The 23,228-nt window shown below is 70.6% G+C and carries 20 protein-coding genes; 8 read left to right on the forward strand and 12 right to left on the reverse strand.

Annotation, left to right across the window (positions count from 1 at the left end; all coding sequences use genetic code 11):
- Positions 1 to 33: 33 nt before the first annotated feature.
- From QSK30_RS00360 to QSK30_RS00370, 3 genes are all read right to left on the reverse strand, one after another.
- A complete protein-coding gene (locus QSK30_RS00360) occupies positions 34 to 1,077 on the reverse strand; it encodes a family 2 encapsulin nanocompartment cargo protein polyprenyl transferase (protein ID WP_285498688.1) in 1,044 nt (347 codons plus the stop codon).
- Between the two features lie 160 nt (positions 1,078 to 1,237).
- On the reverse strand, positions 1,238 to 2,623 hold the full coding sequence (locus QSK30_RS00365; RefSeq protein ID WP_285498689.1) for a family 2B encapsulin nanocompartment shell protein: 1,386 nt from the start codon (positions 2,621 to 2,623) through the stop codon (positions 1,238 to 1,240).
- 93 nt (positions 2,624 to 2,716) lie between these two features.
- Positions 2,717 to 4,147: a family 2B encapsulin nanocompartment shell protein gene (locus QSK30_RS00370; RefSeq protein WP_285498690.1), complete on the reverse strand. Its 1,431-nt coding sequence runs from the start codon at positions 4,145 to 4,147 to the stop codon at positions 2,717 to 2,719.
- Positions 4,148 to 4,516: 369 nt separating this feature from the next.
- On the opposite strand from QSK30_RS00370, the gene dprE2 reads away from it, so the two are divergent.
- The gene (gene dprE2, locus QSK30_RS00375; RefSeq protein WP_285498691.1) at positions 4,517 to 5,254 is read left to right on the forward strand and encodes a decaprenylphospho-beta-D-erythro-pentofuranosid-2-ulose 2-reductase; all 738 of its coding nucleotides are present in this window, start codon (positions 4,517 to 4,519) and stop codon (positions 5,252 to 5,254) included.
- A gap of 433 nt (positions 5,255 to 5,687) precedes the next feature.
- On the opposite strand, the gene QSK30_RS00380 is transcribed toward dprE2, so the two are convergent.
- The 3 genes from QSK30_RS00380 to QSK30_RS00390 form a co-directional block, all read right to left on the reverse strand.
- Positions 5,688 to 8,507, reverse strand: a complete 2,820-nt coding sequence (locus tag QSK30_RS00380) for an ATP-binding protein (RefSeq protein ID WP_285498692.1) — start codon at positions 8,505 to 8,507, stop codon at positions 5,688 to 5,690.
- A gap of 552 nt (positions 8,508 to 9,059) precedes the next feature.
- Positions 9,060 to 9,470, reverse strand: coding sequence for a hypothetical protein (locus QSK30_RS00385; RefSeq protein WP_285498693.1), 411 nt, complete (start codon positions 9,468 to 9,470; stop codon positions 9,060 to 9,062).
- On the reverse strand, positions 9,463 to 9,849 hold the full coding sequence (locus QSK30_RS00390) for a hypothetical protein (protein WP_285498694.1): 387 nt from the start codon (positions 9,847 to 9,849) through the stop codon (positions 9,463 to 9,465). The genes QSK30_RS00385 and QSK30_RS00390 overlap by 8 nt, the downstream gene beginning before the upstream one ends.
- Positions 9,850 to 9,937: 88 nt before the next feature.
- Here QSK30_RS00390 and cutA point away from each other — a divergent pair, with 88 nt between their 5' ends.
- Positions 9,938 to 10,279: a divalent-cation tolerance protein CutA gene (cutA, locus tag QSK30_RS00395; RefSeq protein WP_285498695.1), complete on the forward strand. Its 342-nt coding sequence runs from the start codon at positions 9,938 to 9,940 to the stop codon at positions 10,277 to 10,279.
- 49 nt (positions 10,280 to 10,328) lie between these two features.
- On the opposite strand, the gene QSK30_RS00400 is transcribed toward cutA, so the two are convergent.
- Positions 10,329 to 11,084, reverse strand: a complete 756-nt coding sequence (locus QSK30_RS00400) for a thioesterase II family protein (protein WP_285498696.1) — start codon at positions 11,082 to 11,084, stop codon at positions 10,329 to 10,331.
- A gap of 24 nt (positions 11,085 to 11,108) precedes the next feature.
- Positions 11,109 to 12,536 (reverse strand): acyl-CoA carboxylase subunit beta, encoded by a 1,428-nt coding sequence (locus QSK30_RS00405; RefSeq protein WP_285498697.1) that lies wholly within the window; start codon positions 12,534 to 12,536, stop codon positions 11,109 to 11,111.
- 319 nt (positions 12,537 to 12,855) lie between these two features.
- Between QSK30_RS00405 and QSK30_RS00410 the strand changes: the two genes are divergently transcribed.
- Entirely contained in the window at positions 12,856 to 15,366 is a 2,511-nt protein-coding gene (locus QSK30_RS00410; RefSeq protein ID WP_285498698.1) for a helix-turn-helix transcriptional regulator, read from the forward strand.
- A 237-nt stretch (positions 15,367 to 15,603) separates the two neighbouring features.
- On the opposite strand, the gene QSK30_RS00415 is transcribed toward QSK30_RS00410, so the two are convergent.
- Positions 15,604 to 16,572, reverse strand: coding sequence for an IS30 family transposase (locus QSK30_RS00415; RefSeq protein WP_285498861.1), 969 nt, complete (start codon positions 16,570 to 16,572; stop codon positions 15,604 to 15,606).
- Between QSK30_RS00415 and QSK30_RS36715 the strand changes: the two genes are divergently transcribed.
- Together QSK30_RS36715 and QSK30_RS00420 are read left to right on the forward strand one after the other, a co-directional pair.
- Entirely contained in the window at positions 16,505 to 16,858 is a 354-nt protein-coding gene (locus QSK30_RS36715) for a DddA-like double-stranded DNA deaminase toxin (protein WP_352231533.1), read from the forward strand. The genes QSK30_RS00415 and QSK30_RS36715 overlap by 68 nt on opposite strands.
- 133 nt (positions 16,859 to 16,991) lie before the next feature.
- Positions 16,992 to 17,411, forward strand: a complete 420-nt coding sequence (locus QSK30_RS00420) for an Imm1 family immunity protein (protein ID WP_285498699.1) — start codon at positions 16,992 to 16,994, stop codon at positions 17,409 to 17,411.
- 106 nt (positions 17,412 to 17,517) lie between these two features.
- Here the strand turns inward: QSK30_RS00420 and QSK30_RS00425 are convergent, their stop codons facing one another.
- Both QSK30_RS00425 and QSK30_RS00430 read right to left on the reverse strand, forming a co-directional pair.
- A complete protein-coding gene (locus QSK30_RS00425; RefSeq protein WP_285498700.1) occupies positions 17,518 to 17,892 on the reverse strand; it encodes a hypothetical protein in 375 nt (124 codons plus the stop codon).
- Between the two features lie 14 nt (positions 17,893 to 17,906).
- Entirely contained in the window at positions 17,907 to 19,205 is a 1,299-nt protein-coding gene (locus tag QSK30_RS00430) for a helix-turn-helix transcriptional regulator (RefSeq protein WP_502871769.1), read from the reverse strand.
- Positions 19,206 to 19,555: 350 nt separating this feature from the next.
- Between QSK30_RS00430 and QSK30_RS00440 the strand changes: the two genes are divergently transcribed.
- Positions 19,556 to 20,017 carry a hypothetical protein gene (locus QSK30_RS00440; protein WP_285498701.1) on the forward strand — a complete coding sequence of 154 codons (462 nt, stop codon included), beginning with the start codon at positions 19,556 to 19,558 and terminating at the stop codon, positions 20,015 to 20,017.
- Positions 20,018 to 20,055: 38 nt separating this feature from the next.
- Positions 20,056 to 20,235 carry a hypothetical protein gene (locus tag QSK30_RS00445; RefSeq protein WP_285498702.1) on the forward strand — a complete coding sequence of 60 codons (180 nt, stop codon included), beginning with the start codon at positions 20,056 to 20,058 and terminating at the stop codon, positions 20,233 to 20,235.
- Between the two features lie 612 nt (positions 20,236 to 20,847).
- Here the strand turns inward: QSK30_RS00445 and QSK30_RS00450 are convergent.
- Positions 20,848 to 21,564: a thioesterase II family protein gene (locus QSK30_RS00450; protein ID WP_285498703.1), complete on the reverse strand. Its 717-nt coding sequence runs from the start codon at positions 21,562 to 21,564 to the stop codon at positions 20,848 to 20,850.
- 240 nt (positions 21,565 to 21,804) lie between these two features.
- Here QSK30_RS00450 and QSK30_RS00455 point away from each other — a divergent pair, with 240 nt between their 5' ends.
- The gene (locus QSK30_RS00455; RefSeq protein ID WP_285498704.1) at positions 21,805 to 23,046 is read left to right on the forward strand and encodes a cytochrome P450; all 1,242 of its coding nucleotides are present in this window, start codon (positions 21,805 to 21,807) and stop codon (positions 23,044 to 23,046) included.
- The last annotated feature ends 182 nt before the right edge of the window (positions 23,047 to 23,228 follow it).

A 23,228-nucleotide genomic window follows, 5' to 3' on the forward strand; every position in this document is an offset into this window, starting at 1 on the left:
GTCGATGGTGAGGCGGCTGCTTCGACGGTGACCTCAGTGGTCGCGGCTGGTGGACAGGCGGGCGATCGCGGTCAGCTCGCCCCCGGCGCGCGGCTGCGGGTGGGCGGCCTCGAGGTGGTCGAGGGCGTCGGCGAGCAGCTCGTCGGCGCGGGTCTGGGTCCAGGACCGGCCGCCCGCCTGCTCGATGAGCTCGGCCGCGCGCACCAGTTCGGGGTGCGACAGCGGTGCCGTGCCCCGGTAGAGCGCGCGCAGCTCGTGGGCGGCGGCGGTGTCGGTGGCCAGCGCGGCCACCACGGGCAGCGACTTCTTGCGGTTGCCCAGGTCGGAGTAGACCGGTTTGCCGGTGGCCGCCGGGTCGCCCCAGATGCCCAGCAGGTCGTCGACGAGCTGGAAGGCGAGGCCGAGCCGCTCGCCGAACGAGCGCAGGTGTCCGACCCGCTCCGGGGTGCCGCCGCCGAACAGCGCGCCGATCCCGGTGGAGCAGCCCAGCAGCGCGCCGGTCTTGCCCTCGGCCATCCGCAGGCACTCGGCCAGGCTGACGTCGGCGCGCTTCTCGAAGGCCAGGTCGGCGGCCTGCCCGTCCTGCACCGCGAGCACCGCCGCGGACAGCACCCGGGCGCCCTCCTGCGCGCACGGGTGGCCGGTGGTGGCCAGCACGTCGTAGGCGAGGGTCAGCAGCGCGTCGCCCGCCAGGATGGCCGCGCCCAAGCCGAAGACGCTCCACGCGGTGGGGCGGTGCCGCCGGGTGCGGTCGCCGTCCATCACGTCGTCGTGCAGCAGCGTGAAGTTGTGCACCAGCTCCACCGCCACGGCCGCGGACAGCGCGTCGCTCGGGTCGCCGCCCACCGCCTCGGCGGCGACGAGCACCAGGGCCGGGCGGATCGCCTTGCCGCTGTCGGCCGCCGCGGGCGCGCCGTGCTCGTCCCACCAGCCGAAGTGGTAGCCCGCGATGGCGCGCATCGACTCCGGGAGGGTGTCGACGGCCGCGCGCAGCGCCGGGTCGAACAGGTTCCTGGCCTGTGCCAGCACATCCCGGGCCGAGCGGGGGGCTGCGGGCGCTTCGGCGGTCGGCGTCACGTCGGGTTCCCTTCCAGGGTGCGGTGGTTCTCCGGGGCGCCGGGCGTCGGGAAGGCGGATGGCGGAGCGGTTGGAGTGCATGTGTCCGGTCCTGGGGATAGTGGGGTGTGGACGGACCGGTGGGCCCGCCGCCGCGAGCGCGGCGGCGGGGTGCCGGGGATCAGATCTGCACGCTCTCCAGCACGCCGAGGGCGTCGGGCACCAGTACGGCGGCGCTGTAGTAGGTGCTGACCAGGTAGGAGATGATCGCGCGCTCGTTGATGCCGGTGAACCGCACCGAGAGGCCGGGCTGGTACTCGTCCGGGATCCCGGTCTGGTGCAGGCCGATCACGCCCTGGTCGGACTCGCCGGTGCGCAGCACCAGGATCGAGGTGAGGTTGGTGTCGCTGATCGGGATCTTGTCGCAGGGCAGCAGCGGCACCCCGCGCCACGCCTGGACCTGCCTGCCCTGCACCTCGGTGGTGGGCGGGTAGAGCCCGCGCTTGGTGCACTCGCGGCCGAAGGCGGCGATGGCCCGCGGGTGGGCGAGGAAGAACTTGGACCCGCGCCGACGGGAGAGCAGCTCGTCGAGGTCGTCCGGGCTGGGCGCGCCCTCGCGGGTGTGGATGCGCTGGCGCAGGTCGGCCTGGTGCAGCAGCCCGAAGTCCCGGTTGTTGACCAGCTCGTGCTCCTGGCGCTCGCGCAGCGCCTCGATGGTCAGCCGGAGCTGCTGCTCGACCTGGTCCATCGGCTCGTTGTACAGGTCGGCGACCCGCGAGTGGATCTTGAGCAGGGTCTGCGCGACGCTGAGCTCGTACTCGCGCGGGGCCTGGTCGTAGTCGACGAAGGTACCCGGCAGCTCGTGCTCGCCCTGGTGGCCGGAGGCGAGCGCGATCTCGGCCTCGCCGTGCTTGTTCTGCCGCGCCTTGGGCTGCGCGCGGAACGCCTCGACGTGCGCGCGCAGCGCGGCCGAGCGCTCCTGCAGGGAGAGGAACTCCGAGCGCGACAGCGACAGCAGGATCACCTGGGTGGTCGCCTTGGCGGTGAAGTCCCAGGTGGCGTCGGACTCGACCAGGCCGCGGTCGCCGAAGAACTCGCCGTCGGCCAGGATCGCCAGCGCCGCGTCGTCGCCGTAGTGGCCCGTGGTGTAGGTGGTGACCTTGCCGTGCGCGATCAGGTGGACCTCGTCGGCGGCCTCGCCACCGCGCACGATCGTCTCGCCCGCGGCGAACTCGCGCTGGGTGAACCGGCGGGCCAGCTCGGCCAGCGCCTCGGCGTCCTCCAGCCCGCGCAGCAGCGCCAGCTCGCGCAGCTCCTGGGCGACCACCTGCACGTCGGCGCCGGTGTTGGTGAAGGTGACCCGGCCGTCGCCGAGGGTGTAGCTGAGCCTGCGGTTCACCCGGTACACCGCGCCCTGGGCCTCGACCCAGGGCAGCATGCGCAGCAGCCAGCGGGAGGTGATCTCCTGCATCTGCGGGACGGACTTGGTGGTGGTGGCCAGTTTTCTGGCCGCCGTGGTCCCGAGGCTCTGTTGCTGCTCAGGTCCGGTTTCCAGCAGACCGGTCACGCGCGGTACCGCCAATCAGTGGTCGTGTGCGGGGGTGGGGCACCCGGGCCAACCCCTGGGGGTTGGGTGGGCCCGGGTGCCCCGGGAGGGTGGCTAGAGGCCGATCTGGACGTTGTCGAGCACGCCGAGCGCGTCCGGGACGAGGACGGCGGCGGAGTAGTAGGCGCTCACCAGGTAGGAGAGGATCGCCTTGTCGTTGATGCCCATGAAGCGCACCGACAGGCCGGGCTCGTACTCGTCCGGGATGCCGGTCTGGTGCAGGCCGATGACACCCTGGTTCTGCTCGCCAGTGCGCAGCACCAGGATCGAGGTGGTGCGGGTGTCGCTGACCGGGATCTTGTTGCAGGGCAGCACCGGGATGCCGCGCCAGGACGGCACGTGGTGCCCGGCGATCTCCACGCTGGTCGGGTAGATCCCGCGCTTGCTGCACTCGCGGCCGAACGCGGCGATCGCGCGCGGGTGGGCGAGGATGACCGACGGGTCCTTCCAGACCTTGGCCAGCAGCTCGTCCATGTCGTCCGGGGTGGGCGCGCCGGAGCGGGTGTGGATGCGCTGGCGCGGGTCGGCGTTGGCCAGCAGGCCGAACTCGCGGTTGTTGACCAGCTCGTGCTCCTGGCGCTCGCGCAGCGCCTCGATGGTCAGCCGGAGCTGCTGCTCGACCTGGTCCATCGGCTGGTTGTAGAGGTCGGCGACCCGGGTGTGCACCTTGAGGACGGTCTGGGCGACGCTGAGCTCGTACTCGCGCGGGTTCTCCTCGTAGTCCACGAAGGTCTCCGGCAGCTCGACCTCGCCCTCGTGGCCGGCCGCCAGGTTGATCGGGACCTCGCCGTCGCGGTGGTCGATGCCCGCCGCGGCGTAGGCCTCGATGTGCGCGCTCAGGCTGGGCACCCGCTCCAGCAGGTTCTGGAAGTCGGTGCGGCGCAGGGAGAGCACGGTGACCGCGGTGGCGGCGCGGGCGGTGAAGTCCCAGATGCGCTCCTCCAGCAGGCCCCACTGGTCGAAGTACTCGCCGTCGGCCACCACGCCGACCACGGTCTCGTCGCCGTACTGGCCCGCCGCCCGCTGCTCGACCCGGCCGTGCGCGATGACCAGGAACCGGTCCTCGGCGTGGCCCCACTCGACGATCGTGTCGCCCGCGGCGTACTGCTCCTGCTCGAACAGCGCGGCCAGCGCGTCGAGCGCCTCCTCGTCGTCGAAGTCGCGCAGGAAGGACAGTTCGCGCAGGTCGCCCGCGACCACCCGGGCGGTGGCGGCGTCGCGGTCGACGGTGATCCGACCGTCGCCGACGACGTAGTCGATCGCGATGCGGCCGTCGCCGACGACGTAGCTACGCCGCTGGTTGACCCGGTAGGTGCCACCGCCGACCTGGGTCCACGGCAGCACGCGCAGCAGCCAGCGGGAGGTGATCTCCTGCATCTGCGGGACGGACTTGGTGGTGGTGGCGAGGTTCCGCGCCGCCGCGGTGGTGAGGCTTTGCTGCGGCGACGTCGCGTCGCCGTCGACGGGACGCAGGGTCTCGGTCACGGTAGCTACCGCCAATCTGGGCGTGTTCGGATTCGAGAGGTATCAGGCGAGGTGTCCAGGGCGGCGGGCTGACCAGGTATCGCAGGCCATTGGCGGAAAATGTCTCGCATTCACCTTTTTGTCGGGCCGAGACTCCCGTGTGCCCCTTCGGTTCGGTTGACGGCAACGAAGCTAGCACCGGGATTTTGTTGCCGTACAGTCCCCGAATGGGCTGGTGATAACCCGGGAGAAATCACCCGTTTCAGGGGTCAGGCAGACCCGGAGTAGTCATTGAGTCGATCTACCACTCGATCTTGTGCACGGATGGTCCACGGGAGAGGTGGGGGCCGCCGGGCCGCCGGTACCGCTGTGTGGGCACACTGCGGTCCCATGAGTGGACTGATCGTCGTGCTGGGCGGCCGCAGCGAGATCGGCTTGGCCGTGGCCCACCGCATCGCCCCAGGTCAGCGCGTCGTGCTGGCGGCCAGGCGGTCAAGTGATCTTGAACACCAGGCGGCGGCCTTGCGGGCGGCGGGCGCGGCGGCGGTCGAGGCGGTCGAGTTCGACGCCGACGACCTGGGCGCACACGCGACAGTCCTCGACGGCATCGTGGCGGACCACGGTCCGATCGACACCGTCGTGGTCTCCTTCGGAATCCTCGGCGACCAGACCCGCGCCGAGAGCGACCCGGCGCACGCGGTGGCCATCGCCCACACCGACTACACCGCCCACCTCTCCGTCCTCACCCTGCTCGCGAACCTGCTGCGACAGCAGGGAAAGGGTTCTTTGGTGGTCTTCTCCTCGGTCGCGGGCGTCCGGGTGCGACGCGCGAACTACGTCTACGGCTCGGCCAAGGCGGGCCTGGACGGCTTCGCCAGCGGCCTGGCCGACGCCCTGGCGGGCAGCGGCGTGCGCCTGCTCCTGGTCCGACCCGGCTTCGTGATCGGACGGATGACCGAGGGCATGAGCCCGGCCCCGTTCGCCAGCACCCCGGACCAGGTCGCCGACGCGACAGTCCGCGCCCTGCGCAAGGGCCGGGGCGAGGTCTGGGTCCCCGGCGTCCTGCGCCCGGTCTTCTTCCTCATGCGCCTCCTACCGAGAGCGGTCTGGCGCAGGCTGCCCCGGTAGGGAGAATCGTCACCCATATCCACAAATGCACGATTCAGGATTCACGATTGAGCGAGATTCATGATTAAGTGACTCGCGGCATATAGATTCCTGCCCTGCCCACTACTCGTGCCGATCGACCGAGACCGACTTTCCCCACCCGCCCCGCCCGTCCACCGCTTTGCCCAATCCCGCCTACCATCAAAGGCGCCCTGCTCAGCCCGAATGCTCGATTGGGTGGACTGTCTTTGTGTGGGGGAGGGCGACCGCCTGAGCTCCCCGGCGCGTGGGCGGATCCCTTCCGCACCCGCCCTTCCACCGGCGGTCGCCCAGGGGCCCCGCACAAAGGCAGTCCCCAATCGAGCACCACCACCACCACAGCAAGCCCCGACGACACACCCCAACAACCAGGGTAGAGCCGACTAAGCTCAGAACCCGCTACCCACCAACGACTTCAGCGTTCGTCCGAAGCCGTCAGCAGCTGTCGGGGCAGCCCAGCAGGCAGGTCCGTCCGGCGGGTCACGTTCAACTTCCGGTACACCCGCGTCAAGTGCTGCTCCACCGTGCTCACCGTGATGTACAGTTTCCCGCCGATCTCCCGGTTCGTGTGCCCGAGCGCCGCCAGCACCGCCACCCGGCGCTCGGCCTCGCTCAGCGTCTCCATCCCGGTCGGCTGCGGCCGACGGCCGGCCTGCTCCGGGACCTCCGCGTCCCGCCCCGGGAGCAGTTCCCGGCTGAGCGGCTCCGCGTTGCAGCCCTTGGCCATCTGCAGCGCGCGGCGCGCCACCGTGCGCGCCTTCTCGCAGTCGCCCGTGGTGTTGTGGGCGTGGCTCAGGTCGAGCAGGGCGCGCGCGAGCTCGAAGCGGTCGCCGCCCGCGTGCAGCAGTTCGACCGCTTCCTCCAGCAGGGCCACCCGTCGGTCCGAAGTGGACGTCGCGGCCAGGATCCGCAACGACACCCCGCGCGTGCGGGCACCCTCGCACCCCGGGCGGGCGAGCTGTTCGGCCATCAGCGCCCGGGCGATCTCGTGGTTGCCCAGGGCCAGCTGCGCCTGCGCGGCGCCCGCGCGCCAGGGCACCAGGGTCGGCAGGTCGATCTCCCAGCCGCCCATGAGCTCGCCGCAGCGCTGGAAGTCGGCGAGTGCCGCGTGTGGACGGTCGGTCGCCAGGTAGTGCGTGCCGCGCGCGTACAGGTAGTGCAGTCCGAACTGGGTCTGGAACATCGCCTCCGGGACCGGGGTGCGCAGCAGCGCGGCGGCCTCGTCGTGTGCGCCCATCGCCGTCGCCGCCGCGACGCGGGTCGCCAGCGGCACCCCGATGCACACGCCCCACCCGGTGGCCGACAGCTTGCCGAACGCGATGGTCGCGGTCTCCGCCGCCGCGGGCAGATCTCCTTGGCGCAGCGCGATCTCCGCGCGCATCGCGCCGAGCACGGCCTGCCAGGTGAGCGCGCTGCGGGCGGTCGCGTCGGCCAGCAGCGCGTCCGACCAGTGCATCGCGCGGTCGTTGCGGTCGGCGTGCACGAGCGCGGCCAGTGCCGAGAGCTGTGAGCCGAGGGTCTGCTCGCCGAGTCGGCAACTCTGCAGGATGTGCTCGGCAGCGGTGACGATCTCCTCGCGCGGGCCGCCCACGCGCACGCGGTCGAGCATGGCCGACGCGCGTGTCCACGGGTTGGCCAGCAGCGCGGGCGGGGCGTCGTTGTTCGGGTGCGGCACCCCGGCCATCACCGGCGGGTAGAGGAACGCCAGCCAGTGGAACACCAGGCTGACCTGGCCCGCCATCGGCGCCTCGCGCTCGGCGGACCGGGCGGCCAGGTCGGCCAGGATCGCCGCCAGCTCCTCGGTGTGGCCGTACCAGAGCAGGAACTTGGCCAGGTGCACGGCATTGCGGTCGGACAGCCTGCCCTCGGCCCTGGCCACCCGCAGCGCGGGCAGGTGCCGGGCGGCCGAGGACGGGTTGCGCCGCCACTCCACGCGCAGCAGCTGCATGGTGATGTCGGCGCGCTCGTCGTCGTCGGCACTGAGCCGGGCGGCGACCTCGAGCCTGCGCGCGGCGAGGTCGACGCGGTCGGCGACCAGGTCCTCCTGCGCGGCGTGCCGCAGCACCTCCACCGCCCACGGGGCGTCGGTGAGGCCGTCGACGCCGTCGGCCGCGGTGAGGTGGCAGGCGACCTCGTCGGCGGCCGAGCCGTCGCGGTAGAGCAGGCGCGCGGCGCGGGCGTGCAGCGCGGAGCGGTCGGCGGGGGCGAGGCTGTCCAGCACGGCGGCCTTGGCGACCGGGTGCCGGAAGCGGCCGCCGTCGAGCAGGCCCGCCATCTCCAGCACGTCGAGCACCTGGGCGGCGGAGTCGGAGGTGATGTCGAGCAGCTTGCCCAGCAGGACCGGCGAACCGGCGTCGCCCAGCAGCGCCAGGCCGCGGGCGACCTGGACCATGCCGGACTCCCAGCGGTGCAGGCAGGCCAGCACGCCGTGGCCGAACTCCTGGCCGACGGCGACCTGGCCGTCGGCGGGGCGCGCGCCCGCGCGGACGGCGGCGCGGTGGTCGTCGATGAGCGCGGTCACCAGCAGCGGGTTCCCGCCGCTGACCGCGTGGTGCACCGGGGCGAGCGCGCCCGCGGTGGCCGGGTCGAGCTGGGTGGCGAGCAGCTCGCCGACCCCGCGCAGCGACAGCGGGGCCAGTCGCAGGTGCGAGGTGTTGGGCTGGCGGGTCACCTCGGCGCGGAAGACGGCCTGGGTCGGGCGGGGGAGCGCCCACTCGGTCAGGATCACCAGCACCCGGGCGAAGCGCATCCGGCGCTGCAGGTAGAGCAGGGCTTGCAGGGAGGGGGCGTCGGCGAACTGGACGTCGTCGACCTCGATCACGACCGGGCGGTCCTTGGCGAGCTCGAGCAGGGCCGCGCACACGCCGTCGAGCACCCGGGCGCCCGCCCAGCCGATCGACACCGGGTCGCCCGCGGCGGGTTCGGCCGGGACCGCGTCGACGTCGTCGCCCCGCAGCAGCCGGGTGACGTCCGCGGCCACGGCGCCGGGTAAGGAGGGGCAGGCGAACAGCTGGCGCAGCACCCCGAACGCCAGGGTGCGCTCGGCGCGCGAGCACGACGCGACGAGCAGCAGGGCGCCCTCGCCCACCGCGCGGTCGGCGAAGGCGTGCAGCAGCTCGGTCTTGCCGCTGGCGACGCCCCCGCTGATCAGGGCCACCTGCCCCCGGCTGCGGGTGCACTCGGCGTAAAGCCCCCCGAGAGCCCTCAGTTCCTCGTTCCGCTCGACCAGCGCCATGCGTCGCCCCTTCCCCTGTGGCCCTCGACGGGCTGCCGCACCCGCGCCGAGGTCACGCTCAGTGACCCTGATTTCCCCGTCCCCCCACGCTCCGGGTCGAATCTAACGGCAATGAGCACGGATGTGGAAGGTTTGCCAAGTGACTGGATGAACAATGCGTAATCCAGACGCGTTTTCACTTCTCGGGTGCACCATTCGGACCATTCCACTGCGGCGCTAGCCGTACCGCGGTCCGCATGGGTAGGTGTCTGTTCAACAACCGCCCAGGCCCAGGCGGGGATCACCCGGAGTGATTGTCCGGTCGCTCTGCTGTGGACGATGGGTTGGGCACTTTCCAACCCATGACATCAAGAGCGCCTTAAGTGTCCGGAGATTAGGGGTGCTTCGGGGTTGCGCGGGCCGACCGCCAGGGGTGGTGATCATGCCAACTGGACAGTTGTCGGCCATGGGATGACCTTATCTTGTTCACTACGGGTAGTCACGATCATCGTCCCCGAACGGAGTAGTCGAGGGCCTGTTCCGCGCGCAATTCAGTCGCGTGAATGCCGTGTGTCAGGAGTCGCCGAATCCCGCCGTGCGCCGGATCCAGAGCAATCCCAGAACGGGCAGCACAACGGGCACGAATCCGTACCCCTGACCGAAAACGGACCACACCGTGGCATCCGGGAAGGCACTCGGCGCGACCAGGCTGGCGATGCCGACGGTCACCACCCCGACCAGCTCCACCGCGCAGGAGACGACCGCCAGCCGCCGCGAGCCGCGGCTGCCGCGGGACAGCGAGACGGTGGCCACCACGTAGACCACGGCGGCGAAGGCGGAGAGCAGGTAGGCCAGCGGCGCCCGGGAGAAGTGGCCGGCGATCTGGCTGGCGGAGCGGGCGCAGGCGGCCAGCGCGAAGATCGCGTAGACGGCGATCAGCAGCCTGCCGGGCCCGGAGCGGGTCGCGGTGCGGTCCTCAGCCACCGGGCACCGCCGTCCAGACCTGGTGCATCCGCACGACCATCACCGGCAGGGCCAGCGCGCCCACGACCAGGACCGCGGTGCCCCAGCGGGTGCGCTCGGCCAGCGACCAGTACGCGGCGACCGGGAGGATCAGCAGCGCGCCGAGCAGGTAGCCGGCGAAGGCGAGCCCGGCGACGTCGCGGTCGGTGGTGGCGAGCTGGACCAGCCCGACCACCGCCTGGGCCAGCAGCCCCAGCTCCAGCAGGGCGAGCAGGCCGAAGAACGCCCACCCGTCCTTCGGGCCGGGCAGCGGCGGCCGGTTGAGCACGACCAGCACCAGCGCCCAGACCGCGGCCGCGAGGGCCACCCAGATCAGGGTGTCGGACAGCGCGTCGATCATCGTCACCCTCCCGTCGGCCCGCGCGCGCGAACGCGATAGAGCGTCGCACGCCCCGCACCGGCGGGCCGGATCGGGCTACGGTCGGCCCATGACGACGCGCTGCCTCCAGGTCGTGACCACAACGGACAGCGCGGAGGAGGCCGAGCGGCTCGCCCACGGGATCGTCGCCGAGCACCTGGGCGCGTGCGTGCACATCACGGCGGTGACCAGCGTCTACCGTTGGCAGGGCGAGGTGGAGCAGGCGCCGGAGTGGCGGCTGGCGGTCAAGACGGCGGCCGACCGGCTCGACGCCCTGGTCGCGCACATCCGGGAGCGGCACAGCTACGACCTGCCGCAGGTGGTCGCGGTCGAGATCGCGGGTGGCAGCGCCGAGTACCTGGACTGGGTCGTCGCTGAAACTCGAACCGCAGAGACCCGGGCAGTCGAGTAGTACCGATCGGCCCGGGGACTCGCGCCCGGGCCGATCGGTCAGTCCACTGCTAGTCCACGACGGACAGCGCGTCGATGTGGCCGCGGATGCGGTCGATCACCGCGGGGACGTGCGCGTTGAGGTAGAAGTGTCCACCCGGGAACAGTTCCAGGGTGAACTCGCCGTCGGTGTGCTCGGCCCAGCGGCGGGTCTCCTCGGTGGTGGCCTTGGGGTCGGTGTCCCCCAGCAGGGCGATCACCGGGACCCGCAACCGGGTGCCGCCGACGTGCCGGTAGGTCTCGGCCGCCTTGTAGTCCGAGCGGATGGACGGCAGCACCATGCGCAGGATCTCGTCGTCGTCGAGCAGCTGCGACTCGGTCCCGTTGAGCCGCTTGATCTCGGCGATCAGGCCGTCGTCGTCCTGCTCGTGCACCCGCTCGTCGCGCAGCGCCGAGGGGGCCCGGCGGCCGGAGACGAACACGCCGTTGACCACCGAGGTCCGCTCCTGCAACCGCAGCCCCAGCTCGAAGGCCACCGAGGCGCCCATGCTGTGGCCGAACAGGGTCAGCGGCTTGTCCAGGAACGGCGCGACCACGTCGGCGATCTTGTCGGCCAGCTCGCCGACGGTCTCCACGCACGGCTCGCCGCGCCGGTCCTGCCGCCCCGGGTACTGCACGGCCAGCACCTCGACGCGCGGCGCCATCGCCCGGGACACCGGGAAGAAGTAGCTCGCCGAGCCACCCGCGTGCGGCAGGCAGAGCAGGCGGGCGGGCGCGTCCGGCGCCGGGTGGAAGCGGCGCACCCACAGGTCGGTGTCGGTGGTCATCTCGGGTCCTTCCCCTGGTGATCCCTACAGGGGGATGTTGCCATGGTGGCCGCGGCCCGCGGGTGCGGTCGCGAGTGCCTCGGCGATGTGCCGACGGGAGTGCGCGGGCTCGATGACCTCGTCCACCACGCCCAGCGCGAGCGCCCGGTCGACCCCGCCCGCGGTGCGCTGCTGCTCGACGACGAGCTCCGCGCGCAGCTGCTCGCGCTCGTCCTCCGGGGTCGCTGCCAGCCGTTTCCGGTGCAGCACGGCCACCGCGGCCTCCGCGCCCATCACCGCCACCTCGGCCTCGGGCCAGGCGAAGACGCGGGTGGCGCCGAGCGAGCGGGAGTTCATCGCGATGTAGGCGCCGCCGTAGGACTTGCGGGTGATCAGGGTCACCCGGGGCACCGCCGCCTCGGCGAAGGCGTGCAGCAGCTTCGCGCCGCGGCGCACCACGCCGCCCCACTCCTGGCCGACGCCGGGCAGGTAGCCGGGCACGTCGACCAGCACCAGCAGCGGCACGCCGAAGCTGTCGCACATCCGCACGAACCGCGACGCCTTCTCCGCCGAGAGCGAGTCCAGGCAACCGCCCTTGCGCAGCGGGTTGTTCGCGATCACGCCGATCGTGCGGCCCGCCAGCCTGCCCAGGCCGACCACGATGTTGGCCGCCCACTTGGCCTGCAGCTCCTCGAAGGCGCCGTCGTCGAGCAGCGCGCGCACCACCGGCTTGACGTCGTAGGCGCGCTTGGGGTTCTCCGGCAGCAGCTCGCGCAGCGGGGTCTCACCCGCGGCGGAGCGCACGTCGAGCAGGCCGGGGCGGGTCAGCAGGGTGGTGATCGCGCGGGCCCGTTCGTAGGCCTGCGCCTCGGTTTCCACGGTCACGTGCACCACACCGGACTTGCGGCCGTGCGCCTCGACGCCGCCGAGGCCCTCTTGATCGATCTGTTCACCGGTGACGCTGCGCACGACGTCCGGGCCGGTGACGAACACCCGGCCGGCCGTCGACATGATCACCAGGTCGGTCAGCGCCGGGCCGTAGGCGGCGGCGCCCGCGGCCGGGCCGAGCACGACCGAGAGCTGCGGCACCCGACCGGAGGCCCGGGTCATCGCGGCGAACATCCGGCCGACGCCGTCCATCGACTCCACACCGTCGGCCAGCTTGGCGCCGCCGGAGTGCCAGAGCCCGATCACCGGCACGCGCAGCCGCACGGCCAGCTCGATCGCGTCGATGATCCGGTCGGCCTCGGCCGAGCCGAGCGAGCCGCCGCGGTTGGTGGCGTCGGTGCAGTAGGCCACGATCGGCGCCCCGTTGACCCGGCCGCGGGTGTAGGTCACCGCGGTGGTGCCGCCCGCGCGCAGCTCGGTCGCCGAGCCCGGGTCGAGCAGCTGGGCCAGGCGGTGCTCGGGGTCGCGGAAGTCGCCCTCGTGAATCCCTGATTCGTCGAGTGAATGCCCGGCGAGAACGGTCATGGCCTCATTCCCCCACTCAGATAGCGGCGTGACCCCCCGTGAATCCCGACCATCCCAGCGGCGTCGGGGGTGGACAACCCCTACCGCCGGGTGGGACGGATGCGCTGGGGCTGCATCGATCCGACCAGGGAGTAGGTCCGGGCCGGGGTGGCCGCGTCTACCCCTGGGCACCCCTATTCCTACCTGGCGTGCCTTGCGTTTTCCTTAAGTCCGCGGTTAACCAGAAGATCTCGTGGCCGCAATGACAATTCACTTCTCGGTCACCCGGCGCCGGGAGTAGATTGCTCAGCCGGACCGCCGCTCGCGGGGTGTGGAGGGGATGGCCGGGATGGCACTGGTCGAACGCCGGGCCGCGCTCGCGGCGCTGACCGCGACCCTGGCCGAGAGCACCGCCGGTGCCGGTCGGGTCGCCGCGGTCACCGGGGGCCTGGCCAGTGGCAAGTCCAGCCTGCTGGACGTCTTCGCGGGCCAGGTCGCCGACTCGGGAGCGCTCCTGCTGACCGCCACCGGCTCGCGCGGCGAGCGGGCGATCCCGCTCGGCGCGGTGGGGCAGCTGGTGTCCGGGCTGGCCGACGACGGCGTCGGGACTCTGGCCGACCGGGTGTTGCGCGCGGCGGCCGAACGACCGGTGGTGCTCGTCGTCGACGACGTGCAGCACCTCGACGGCGCCTCGCTGCGCGCGCTGGCCGGGCTGCGCGACCGGTTCGCCGACGCGCCGGTGCTGCTGGTGTTCACCGAGTGGGAGCCGCTCTCCGCCGGGGACCTGACGATGCGCGCCGATCGGCGGGTGCGGCTGGGGCCGTTGAGCGAGGCCGGGGTCGCCGAACTGCTCTGCGCCGAACTGGGCGACGACCGCGCGACGGCGGCGTGCCACCGGGTCAGTGGTGGCAACCCGTTGCTGGTGCACGCGTTGGTGGCTGATCACCGCGCCGGTCGCGCGGTGCCGGGGAACTCCTTCCGACAAGCGGTCTTGGCCTGCCTGCACCGCTGGGAGCCGCGGCTGCTGGAGGTCGCCCAGGCGCTGGCCGTCCTGAGTGGACAGACCTCGCCCGGCCTGGTGGCCGAGCTCACCGGGTCGAGCCGGGCCGTGGTCGCCCGCACGACCGGCATCCTCGCCGCCGCGGGACTGCTGGTGGGCGGCCGGTTCCGGCACGACGCCGTGCCCGCGGCGGTGCTCGACAGCATGCCCGCCGACGACTCCGCCCGGCTGCACCTGCGGGCGGCCGAGGTGCTCCACCGCCGCCGCGCCGCACCGATGGACGTGGCCCGCCTCCTCGTCGCCGCGGGCCAGGTCGGCGGTGCGTGGGGCGTGGCGGTGCTGTGCGCGGCGGCGGCCGACGCGACCGCCTGCGACAAGGGCGAGTTCGCGGTGCGCTGCCTCGAACTGGCCTTGCCCGCGACCACCGGCCGCATGCGCTCCACCACCGCGGCGGCCCTGGCCCGGATCGCTTGGCGCTACGCGCCCGCGGAGTTGCCCTGTCTGTCAGAAGTGGACACTGAGACCGCGGTGCGGTACGCGCTGTGGCACGCCTCCGACACCGTGCCGGACCTGTTGGCCCAGGTGACCGACCCACGCGCCGCCACCGGCTTCACCCTGGGCGACGAGTGGATCCGCGGCCCCCGTGCCACCCGAGTCGCCCGCGGAACACCGGTAGCCCTGTGGGAACACTCCGCCGCGGCCCTGTTGCCAGGGTTGCTGCGTGGCGAAAACGACGAGGTCGTCCGCGACGCGGAACGCGTGTTGCACGGGTGTCTGCTAGGCGACCAGACCGCGGAGGTGCTGGCGTCCGCACTGACCGCCCTGGCTTACGCCGACCGCCCAGACCGCGCAGAGTACTGGTGCGGCGAGTTGGTGGCCGAAGCGGGCAAGCGCGGCGCCACCATGTGGCTGGCATTGCTGGAGGCGGTAGGCGCCGAGATCTCCTTGCGGCGCGGCGCAATCCGAACGGCACGCGAACAAGCCGAAGTCGCATTGCGACGGTTGCCGGCACGGTCTTGGGGCGTGCTGGTGGCTTTGCCCCTGTCGACAATAGTGTCGGCCGACACCGCCCTCGGGGTGGCAGACAGCGCAGGCTTGCGCGAGGTCGTCCCAGACACGGTCTTCGACACGGTGATGGGCGTGCGGTACCTGCGAGCACGCGGCCAGCACTACCTGGCAACTGATCGCCTTCTAGCTGCTGTCGCGGACTTCCAAGCATGCGGCCGTTTCCTGACCCGCAACGGAATCGACCTGCCCGCCCTCGCACCCTGGCGCACAGACCTGGCCGAAGCCCACGTGCGCATGGGCCGCCGCCGAATCGCCGCCCACCTAGCCCAGGCGCAGGCAGAATTGCCTTCGTGCGGAAGACTTTCCCGAGCCCGCTCACTACGAGTGCTGGCAGTGGCCGAAGAACGCGGACTGGCCCTGATGCAGCAGTCAGCAGAGGAGTTCCGCGCATCCGGCGACCGCTTCGGCGCAGCCGTCGCCCTAGCCGAACTGAGCGGCCTGCTGGCCGAACGCGGCGAACCCGCCCGATCCCGCCGAGTGGCGAAGACGGCAACAGACGAAGCCCTGGAGTGCGGCGTCGACGACTTGGTCGACCGGGTCCTGCGCCAAGGAGCAGTCACCACTCTGGAACGCGAGACGTCCGGTGGCCTGAGCGACGCGGAGCACCGGGTGGCCTCGTTGGCGGCACTTGGCCACACGAACCGGGAGATCTCGACCAAGCTGTACATCACGGTGAGCACGGTGGAGCAGCACTTGACCAAGATCTACCGCAAACTGGGCGTTTCCCGGCGTTCGGACTTGCCCTCCGTCCTGACCGGACACTCGGATCGGGCTGGGGCGTGAGGTTAGGGCTTTAGCTAGTCGAATTGGCTCATGGGGTCAGCGGCCCTGCTGTTGAATACATACTTGGATCGGGTTGGGCTTTGGCGGCGTAATTCGGTGCCCGGCTTAGATAGGGGCGCTAGCAGGTTAGGATCCCGTGCATGTCCGTCTCTCGCGACGCCGAAGCTCTCAGCGCGGTCTCGATTGCGGCAGGAACTTCCACCCGACATCATTCCGCCGGACAAGCGGTCGGCGAGTTCAGGCGGTGGAAGCATCTGCTTCGAGGAGTTCGGTGAATACCTCGCTGGGCTTCTTCCAGTCATGGATCTTACGGGGTCGGTCGTTGATCTCCGCGGCGATGGCGGCGAGGTAGGTCGGGTCGCTGGTGATCTCGACGCCCTTGGGCAGGTACTCGCGAACGATCCGGTTGAGGTTCTCGTTGCTTCCCCGTTCCCGGGGTGAGTGCGGGTGGGCGAAGAACACCGGCAACCCGGTGGCCGCGACATCCTTGTGCAGAGCCATTTCCGAGCCGCAGTCCCACGTCAACGAGCGTGTGATCGACGCGGGGAGGTCGCCGACGGCGGCGATGATCGCCTGGGTCACCGTCAACGAGTCCCGCCCGGTCAACGGAACCAGGATCAGAAACCTGCTCGTGCGCTCCACCAGGGTCGCCACCGCCGACTTGCCACCCTTCCCGATCACCAGATCTCCCTCCCAGTGGCCAGGCACAGCACGCCCGACGACCTCGTCGGGGCGGTCGTCGATATAGCGGGGCTCCCGGATCCGCGGGGCGGGTGCCGGGCGCGGACCGGTGCGCCGGGTCCGGCCGGTGCGCAACGCGATCAACTCCCGACGCAGCGTCGCGACCGGCTGCGCGTAGACCCACTGGTAGATCGCCTCGTGACTCACCCGACCAGGGTCCCCGGCCGCATGCTCGCGTGCCAACCGGCCCGCGATCGAGGCAGGTGACCAGCCACGACGCAACAACGACCACACCCGCGCCCTGGTCCGAGCCGACCGCTCCACCGCCATCACCTTCGGCCGACACCGCCCCACCCTCGCGGCGGCCTCGGCCGCCACCGCCCGATACCCGTCCCGGCCACCATGACGACCCACCTCACGCGACACCACAGAGGCATTCCGACCGATCCGGGCGGCGATGTCCTTGAACTCCAACAACTCCACCAAACCCCGGGAGATCTCCTCCCGATCAGCCAACGTCAACATCTCCCGCACGACAGGGCATCCTTCCCCACCGAACACCAAGTTCACATGCTACGACCGTCTGAACCTGCCGTCACCTGGTGCGTCGACTCCCAAGACGCACGGCCGGTGGATTGGTCCGAACGGGACAACTCGCGGGGAAGTGAGTGGGAAAGATGACAAATACGATCAAGCTGTGGCCTATTTCGAGTCGCGCCCGGGTGGTCGAGTACCCCTTCGGGCATCGGACGTGGAGATGAAGCTGGCCGTTCACATGCGGTGCACGGCATTAGTTCGATCACACTCGTGATCAATCATGTGCCGTGTACTTGAGGTCCTTTTTCGTGCGATGCGCTAGTGCCAAAGATTTTGGCCAAAGGCTGCGTTGTGATTGTGCACGGTGCGGGCGGATTCTTTCGGATCTATCACGGGAGGGATGCGACATGAGGTCGCTGACAGCGTTCTACGGGCAAGACGACGACGAAAGCGGTGTCATCCTCGCGACCGAGGTCGATGTGGACGTGCTACTCGATCGGATCCAGCAGGACTCCACAAGGCTAGGATGCCCATTCCTCGTGCAGGTTTACATCACCGGTGAAAGTGGAATCCACACGCCCGAGGTCGGAGTCGGGGTCGATGGCGAATACGGCGCGATGTCCTACTCGGGACGCCAGTGGCCCGGGCTCTGGCTCAGCGTTGGCAGTGATTCCGCCCCGGGTGTGACAAGTTACGACTTCATGGGCAACGAGACTGAGTTCCCCCGAAGCGCCCGTATCCCGATGCCTTCGCTCCGGCAAGGCCTGAAAGAATTCCTCACCACTGGCGGCGATCGACCTGTGTCAATCGAATGGAAGAAGAAGTAGAGTAAATTGACCACTTCCTGAGGGTTTGTTGTCCTCGTTCTGGCAATTGGCCGCCATTCGTCGAATGGGGCGACCACTAGGCGTTATGCTGCAGTCGTCCAAGTGGTTACCGGACCACATCGCTGTTGGCCTTCTCGATGTGTTCGAAGATGTCGGCGTCGGTGGCCCTTTGCCAGTCAGGAAGGCTGTCCCAATCGGCGACGTAGGATGGTTTGGGGTCGGGGAAGTGCTTGTAGATCTGGCCAATCCAGCAGAGTGCCACGAATCGGCTCTTCTGGTCCCGGGTAAGCTTTCCAGCGGCGCCGTCAGTGGTCGTGATGAAGGCGACAACCTGGTCGTGGACTGCGGTTGCCGCTTCGCGCTCCCACTCCGGGGTCTCGTCCCACGGCGTGACGTAACCGGGCTTGGGCTCTCCGGGGAAGTGCTTGACCACTCCGGCGATCCACGCTTCGCGGAACACCCGGCCTCCGTTGTGCGACATCGTGCTGTCTCCCATCACGCGGCTCGGTCGCCGACCAGGTTGGTGATCTCGGCGTCGAGTCGTTGGATTCGTTGGTCGGTGCGCAGTGGGACCAGTTTGGGCCGCAGGTCGCGCAGCTTGCGCGCGACCACCCCCGACCCGGTCTCGCGGGCGGTGGCCAGGACCGCGTCGGTGTGGGTGATCACCTGGTCGACATCGCGGCGGTGGACACCGACCATCGCCAGGTCGGTCAGCACCCCGGCCTTGCGCCGGGTGGTGAGCGCCGTGCCCGATGCCTCGGTCAACGCGGCCTCGGCGAGATCGAGCCTGCCGAGAGTGACGTAACAGGCACCCCGCTGCTCGGGCAGCCGCGATCCGTCGAACCGCAACCAGCCGCCGTTGTGCGCGTTCCCCGGCCGGACCTCCGCCGCTGTGTCGAGTGCTCGTTGGCAGGCGGTCAGGTCACCGAGTCCCGCGTGGGTCTCGGCCTGGGCCGCGGCCACCCAGTGGCGAGTAGACAGCCCGCTGTCCCCACGACGTGCCATGTCGGCTGCCAGGTCGAGCATCGGGGCAGCTTCGGTGAACCGCCGTTCGTAGACGGCGATGAAAGCGTGCCTGGTCAACGCGCATGCCCACAGGTCGACTGAGCCGGCTTCCTTGGCCGCCGTCGCCGCCAGGGTGTAGCAGTGAGCCGCGTCGGTGTAGCGGTCGGCGTCGAACAGGATCTCACCGGCGAGCTGGAACAGATCGGCCGTCAGCCCGCATAGGTTTCGGTGAACGTCAGCCGCCTGTGGTCGCCGCAGGCTCGCGGACAGCACGTCGAGCTGGGCTTGGACCGGCGAGAGCAGGTGGCCCTTGATCGGCGCGATCGCGTACACCTGCCAGAGGTGGCGGTTGAGCTGCGTGAACTCACCAACCGCGATCGGGCCCAACGCGCCATCTCGGCCGGCACCGATCGCAGGTGTTACCGCGGGGAGCGCTAACGAAGCGCTCGTCATGCTGAACAGGCGTAACAGGTCTCGACGGTTCATGTCGTCTGTCTCCGCGTGACTGGGCTGGGCGGGCATCGATCCGGTCTGGAGCGCGGGCCGCACTCGTGGCGGGCGCCCCGTCATGGCTACCGGATCGTGGAGGAGCGCGTCCAGCTCGGCCGGGGTCTTTCGCAGCGTAGCTGCCAGACGTGAACGAAGTTCGAGACCGGGTCGGTGGTCGCCCGCTTCCCAGAAGCGCACCGTGCGCGGGTCGATCCCGAGTGCGTGGGCCAACGCCTCCTGGGTCAGGTGTGCGGATTCCCGGGCATTGATCAAACCAACCCGCCGGGGATGTGACGCCATGGAAACCTCCGGGCTATGACTCCGGTCCACGATAGCGCATGCTGTGACCTGCGAGGACGTGACCGTCGGGTGCTTTCCGGGTGTTTTCCGCTTGTCTTCCGGTCCATTCCCTGTTCGTCGCGACAATCGGTCCCCATCCTTCTCTCAAACGATGGAGTGGGAGGCGGTCCGGCGTGTTGATCGTGTTCGAGGGGTTGGCCGGGGCGGACACGGCTGGGCTCATGCGTGCTGTGCACACGGAGTTGACTCGGCGGGGCGTGGCGGCGTGCCGGGTTGGTGCTGCTGGTGGGGAGCGCTTGTCGGGGCCGGAGTCCGGGGGTCGGGCCGCGGTGGTGGGGTGGGTGTTGGGGGTGGTGGCTGAGCTGTATGCGGTGGATGAGGGGGTGATCGGTGCGGCGTTGGGGCGTGGGGAGGTGGTGGTGAAGGACGGTGATGACACGGCGGTGGTGGCGCGGTTGGCGTTCTGGTTGGTGCGTTCGGGTGTGGTTCCGGTGGAGCGGCGGGCGTATCGGTGGGTGGGGGTGTTGTTGTCGCGGCGGCGGTATGGGGCGACGGTGATGGTGTTCGTTGATGCTCCCGCGAGGGTTCGGCGGGCGCGGATTCGCGTGAGGGGGCGTGCTCTCGGGGAGGTGGAGGGTGCGGTGCGGGTGTGGCAGGAGCGGTTGCGTCGTCAGGTGATGGCCGACCACCAGGGGCTGGTCCTTGCTGTTGATGGCGGGTTGGGTGTGCGGCGGGAGTCGGTGGCGCGGGTCGTGGACCACGTTGTCGCGTTGGTGAATCGGGCGGCGGCCGGTGGCGGGGGGACGCGGTGAACGCTCCCGCGTGCACTCATGGTGTTCCGCCGCGTGGGGTGGCTTATCTCGCGCGTGACCTGCGGGAGGTCATCGGGCTGGTCGACCAGTTGCTCACCGCGATCGAGGACCAGAGCCTCAGCCTCGACCAGGTCGACACCTTCGACGACGTCACCGCCGAGGTGATCACCACCTGCCGCTGGCTGGCCACCCACCTCACCCGGGCGGCGCCCCGGTGAGCCTGACGCACCCCTGGCAGACGCAACCGTCGAGTGCGCACCCGATCGATCTGCTCGCCCTGTCCACGACACCGCCACACGGCGCGCGTCGACTGGGAGACTGGGCTGGAATCCTGGTGGCTCACGGCCACCAAGCGATCCTGGTCGACCACAGTGGACTTCACTGCGTGGCCGCGTTGCTGGGCTGGTCAGTCGACCGCGCTGGCGCCACTCTGGACCACTACCGACTCCCGCCACCCTCAGGCATGCTGGCTACCTGGTCCATACCGCCAAGCCGGTGACTTTGTCACGGCGATCCAGCGAGACATGGACCACCCCTTGCCCTGGCACGGCGGAGCAGTAGACCGCGCCGAGCCCAAACGGCACCTGCACAGCTGTCCTGCTCGATTGGGTGGAGTGGCTTTGTTCGGGGAGAAAAGAGGCGCTAGCCTTGCCCGGGCGGTGGGTATCCCTTTCCCACCCGCTCTACCCACGGCGCCCCTTTTCTTAGGGGCCCCGAACAAAGCCACTCCACCCAATCGAGCCCACCCACAAAGCCCGGCAGGCCAGCCACCGCAAGCCCGGCCAGCAAGAGACCCGCAGAGCCCGGACAGCAAGCCGGCCGCCGAGAAGCTAGTAAGCCCTTCCCTTGCACAGCGCCGTGATCCGCTCGGAGATCGTGTTGGCCACTGTGGACACGTACGTGCTCAAGAACGTCTGCCCCCCGGAGAACACCTGCAGCTCGAAGCGGCCCGTCGTCAGCTCTCCCCAGGCGGTGGCCTCGTCGACCGTCACCGCCGGGTCCGTGTCGCCCGCCAGTGCCAGGATGTGGCAGCGGACGCGGTCGGCTGGGTGCCAGCGGTAGGTCTCCGCGGCGGTTCGGTCGTCGCGCAGGGCCGAGAGCGGGGTGGGGGCCGGGTCGCGGGTCGGTGGGATGAGGTCGCTCGGGTCGTGCGCCGGGAATCCCGCGGTCCCGAGCCGGGACGGGCTGGGGGCGCCCGAGGCGAACAGGGCCAGTGGCTTCCCGCCCGCCCGCTCCAGGCGGACCGCGGTCTCGAAGGCCACCGCGGCGCCCATGCCGTGGCCGAACAGGGCGGTTGGTAGGTCGTCGGCCAGGGCCGCGGTGAGTTCGTCGGCCATGGCCGTGACCGAGGTGACCGCGGGTTCGTGCCTGCGGTCGCGTCTGCCGGGGTACTGGACGCCGACCACCTCGACCGGGCGGGCGATGGCCTGGGCCAGCTGCAGGAAGAACATCGCGGTCGCGCCCGCGGGCGGGCAGCAGACCAGGCGGGTCCGGGGGTCCTCGGCGGTGCGGAGCCGCCGGATCCAGGAGTCCCCCACTGCGCCCATGGCTCTTCGGTTCCTCTCCGCGCCCGCCCGCGCGGGGCTACGAGTCGGGTGCGGGGCAAGGTCCTCCCCGCCGCCCAACGTGCCGGCCGCCGTCGTGGACGGGCAACCCCTAGTCGTTGTGGCACACCGTGTCCAGGGTGCCCGAAAGCTGTCCACCATCCGCACCTAGGGGTTGAGGCTAGGGGGACACGCCGGGTTAGCGTGGCCCGGGTGTGACGTGACAGACGGGGGACAGCGCCGATGACCGACCTCGCGGACCGCCAGGCGCGGGCGCAGATGGCGCTGTGGCAGGACCACCTGCGTGCCGTCGGCGACCGCGGCGACCCGTACGCGCTGCTCCTGCGCGCGCCGCAGGACCCGTACCCGCTCTACGAGCAGGTGCGCGCGCTCGGTCCGCTGCACCAGAGCGGGCTCGGCGTGTGGGTCACCGCGAGTCACCGGTTGGCCAACAAGGTGCTGCGCGACAAGCGGTTCGGTGTGCGCCGGGCCGACGGCAGCAAGGCTCCGGAGTTCATGCCGTTCGACAACTCCATGCTCGGGCTCGACCCGCCCGGTCACACCCGGTTGCGCAAGCTGACCGTGCCCTCGCTCAACCCGCGCAGGCTCGACCGGTGGCGGCCCAGCGCCGATCGGTACTGCCACGAGCTGATCGACCGGATGCTCGCGGGCCGGGCCGAGGTCAACTACATGAGCGCGTTCGCCCAGCAGCTGCCACTGCGCGTGATCGGCGACCTGGTGGGCATCCCGGAGCGGCACCGGCGGGCGTTCTTCCAGCTCAGCAGGCGGATGGCCTACCTGCTCGACGGCGTGGCCTCGGTCGAGGTCGCGCGGGACGTGCGGGCGGCGATCGAGGAGATGACGGTGATGTTCACCGACATCATCGCCGAGCACCGCGCCGACCCCCGCGAGGACCTGATCGGTGACCTGCTCCCGGCCGTCGACGACGGCAGGCTCGAGATGGACGAGCTGGTCCCGCTGTGCATGTTCCTGCCGCTGGCGGGCACCGAGACCACCGTCAACCTGATCGGCAACGCCACCCGCGCGCTGCTGGAGAACCCCGAGCAGTGGGCGCTGCTCAAGGGTGACGCCGGTCTCGCCCCGGCCGTCGTGCAGGAGACGCTGCGCCACGACACGCCGGTGCAGCAGTACCGGCGGATCGCGCACATGGACGTGGAGCTCGACGGCCACGTGGTCACCGCGGGCAGCGAGCTGGCGATCTGCGCGGGGGCGGCGAACCGCGACCCGGAGGTGTATTCCGAGCCCGGCCGATTCGACATCACCCGGAAATCCGGTCCGGAAACGCTGTCCTTTTCCGCCGGAATCCATTTCTGCCTCGGTGCCGCGCTGGCCAGGTTGGAGGCCGAGATCGCGTTGGCGGCGGTCGCCGAGCGGCTGCCGGAACTGCGCCAGGTGGGTCCGGTGCGCCGCCGGGATTCCTTCATCATCCGCGGGATGTTGCAGTTCCCGGTGGCCGTGCGGTAGATCACCGCAGGCTAGGGGCCGTGAGCGTAAGGGTCCGCTAGGGGTTGTCCGGGCCCGTGCGGCGTTATTAGGGTTGGCCCGCGGAGACGTGGATATCGCGCGCGCGGAAATCGTATTCCCCGCGCTCCGCAGCCGGTCGTGCGCCGCCCGAGAGGTCCCACCAGATGGCAGACAAAGAGACC

The sequence above is a fragment of the Actinokineospora sp. NBRC 105648 genome (genome assembly GCF_030269645.1).
Classification (GTDB): Bacteria; Actinomycetota; Actinomycetes; order Mycobacteriales; family Pseudonocardiaceae; genus Actinokineospora.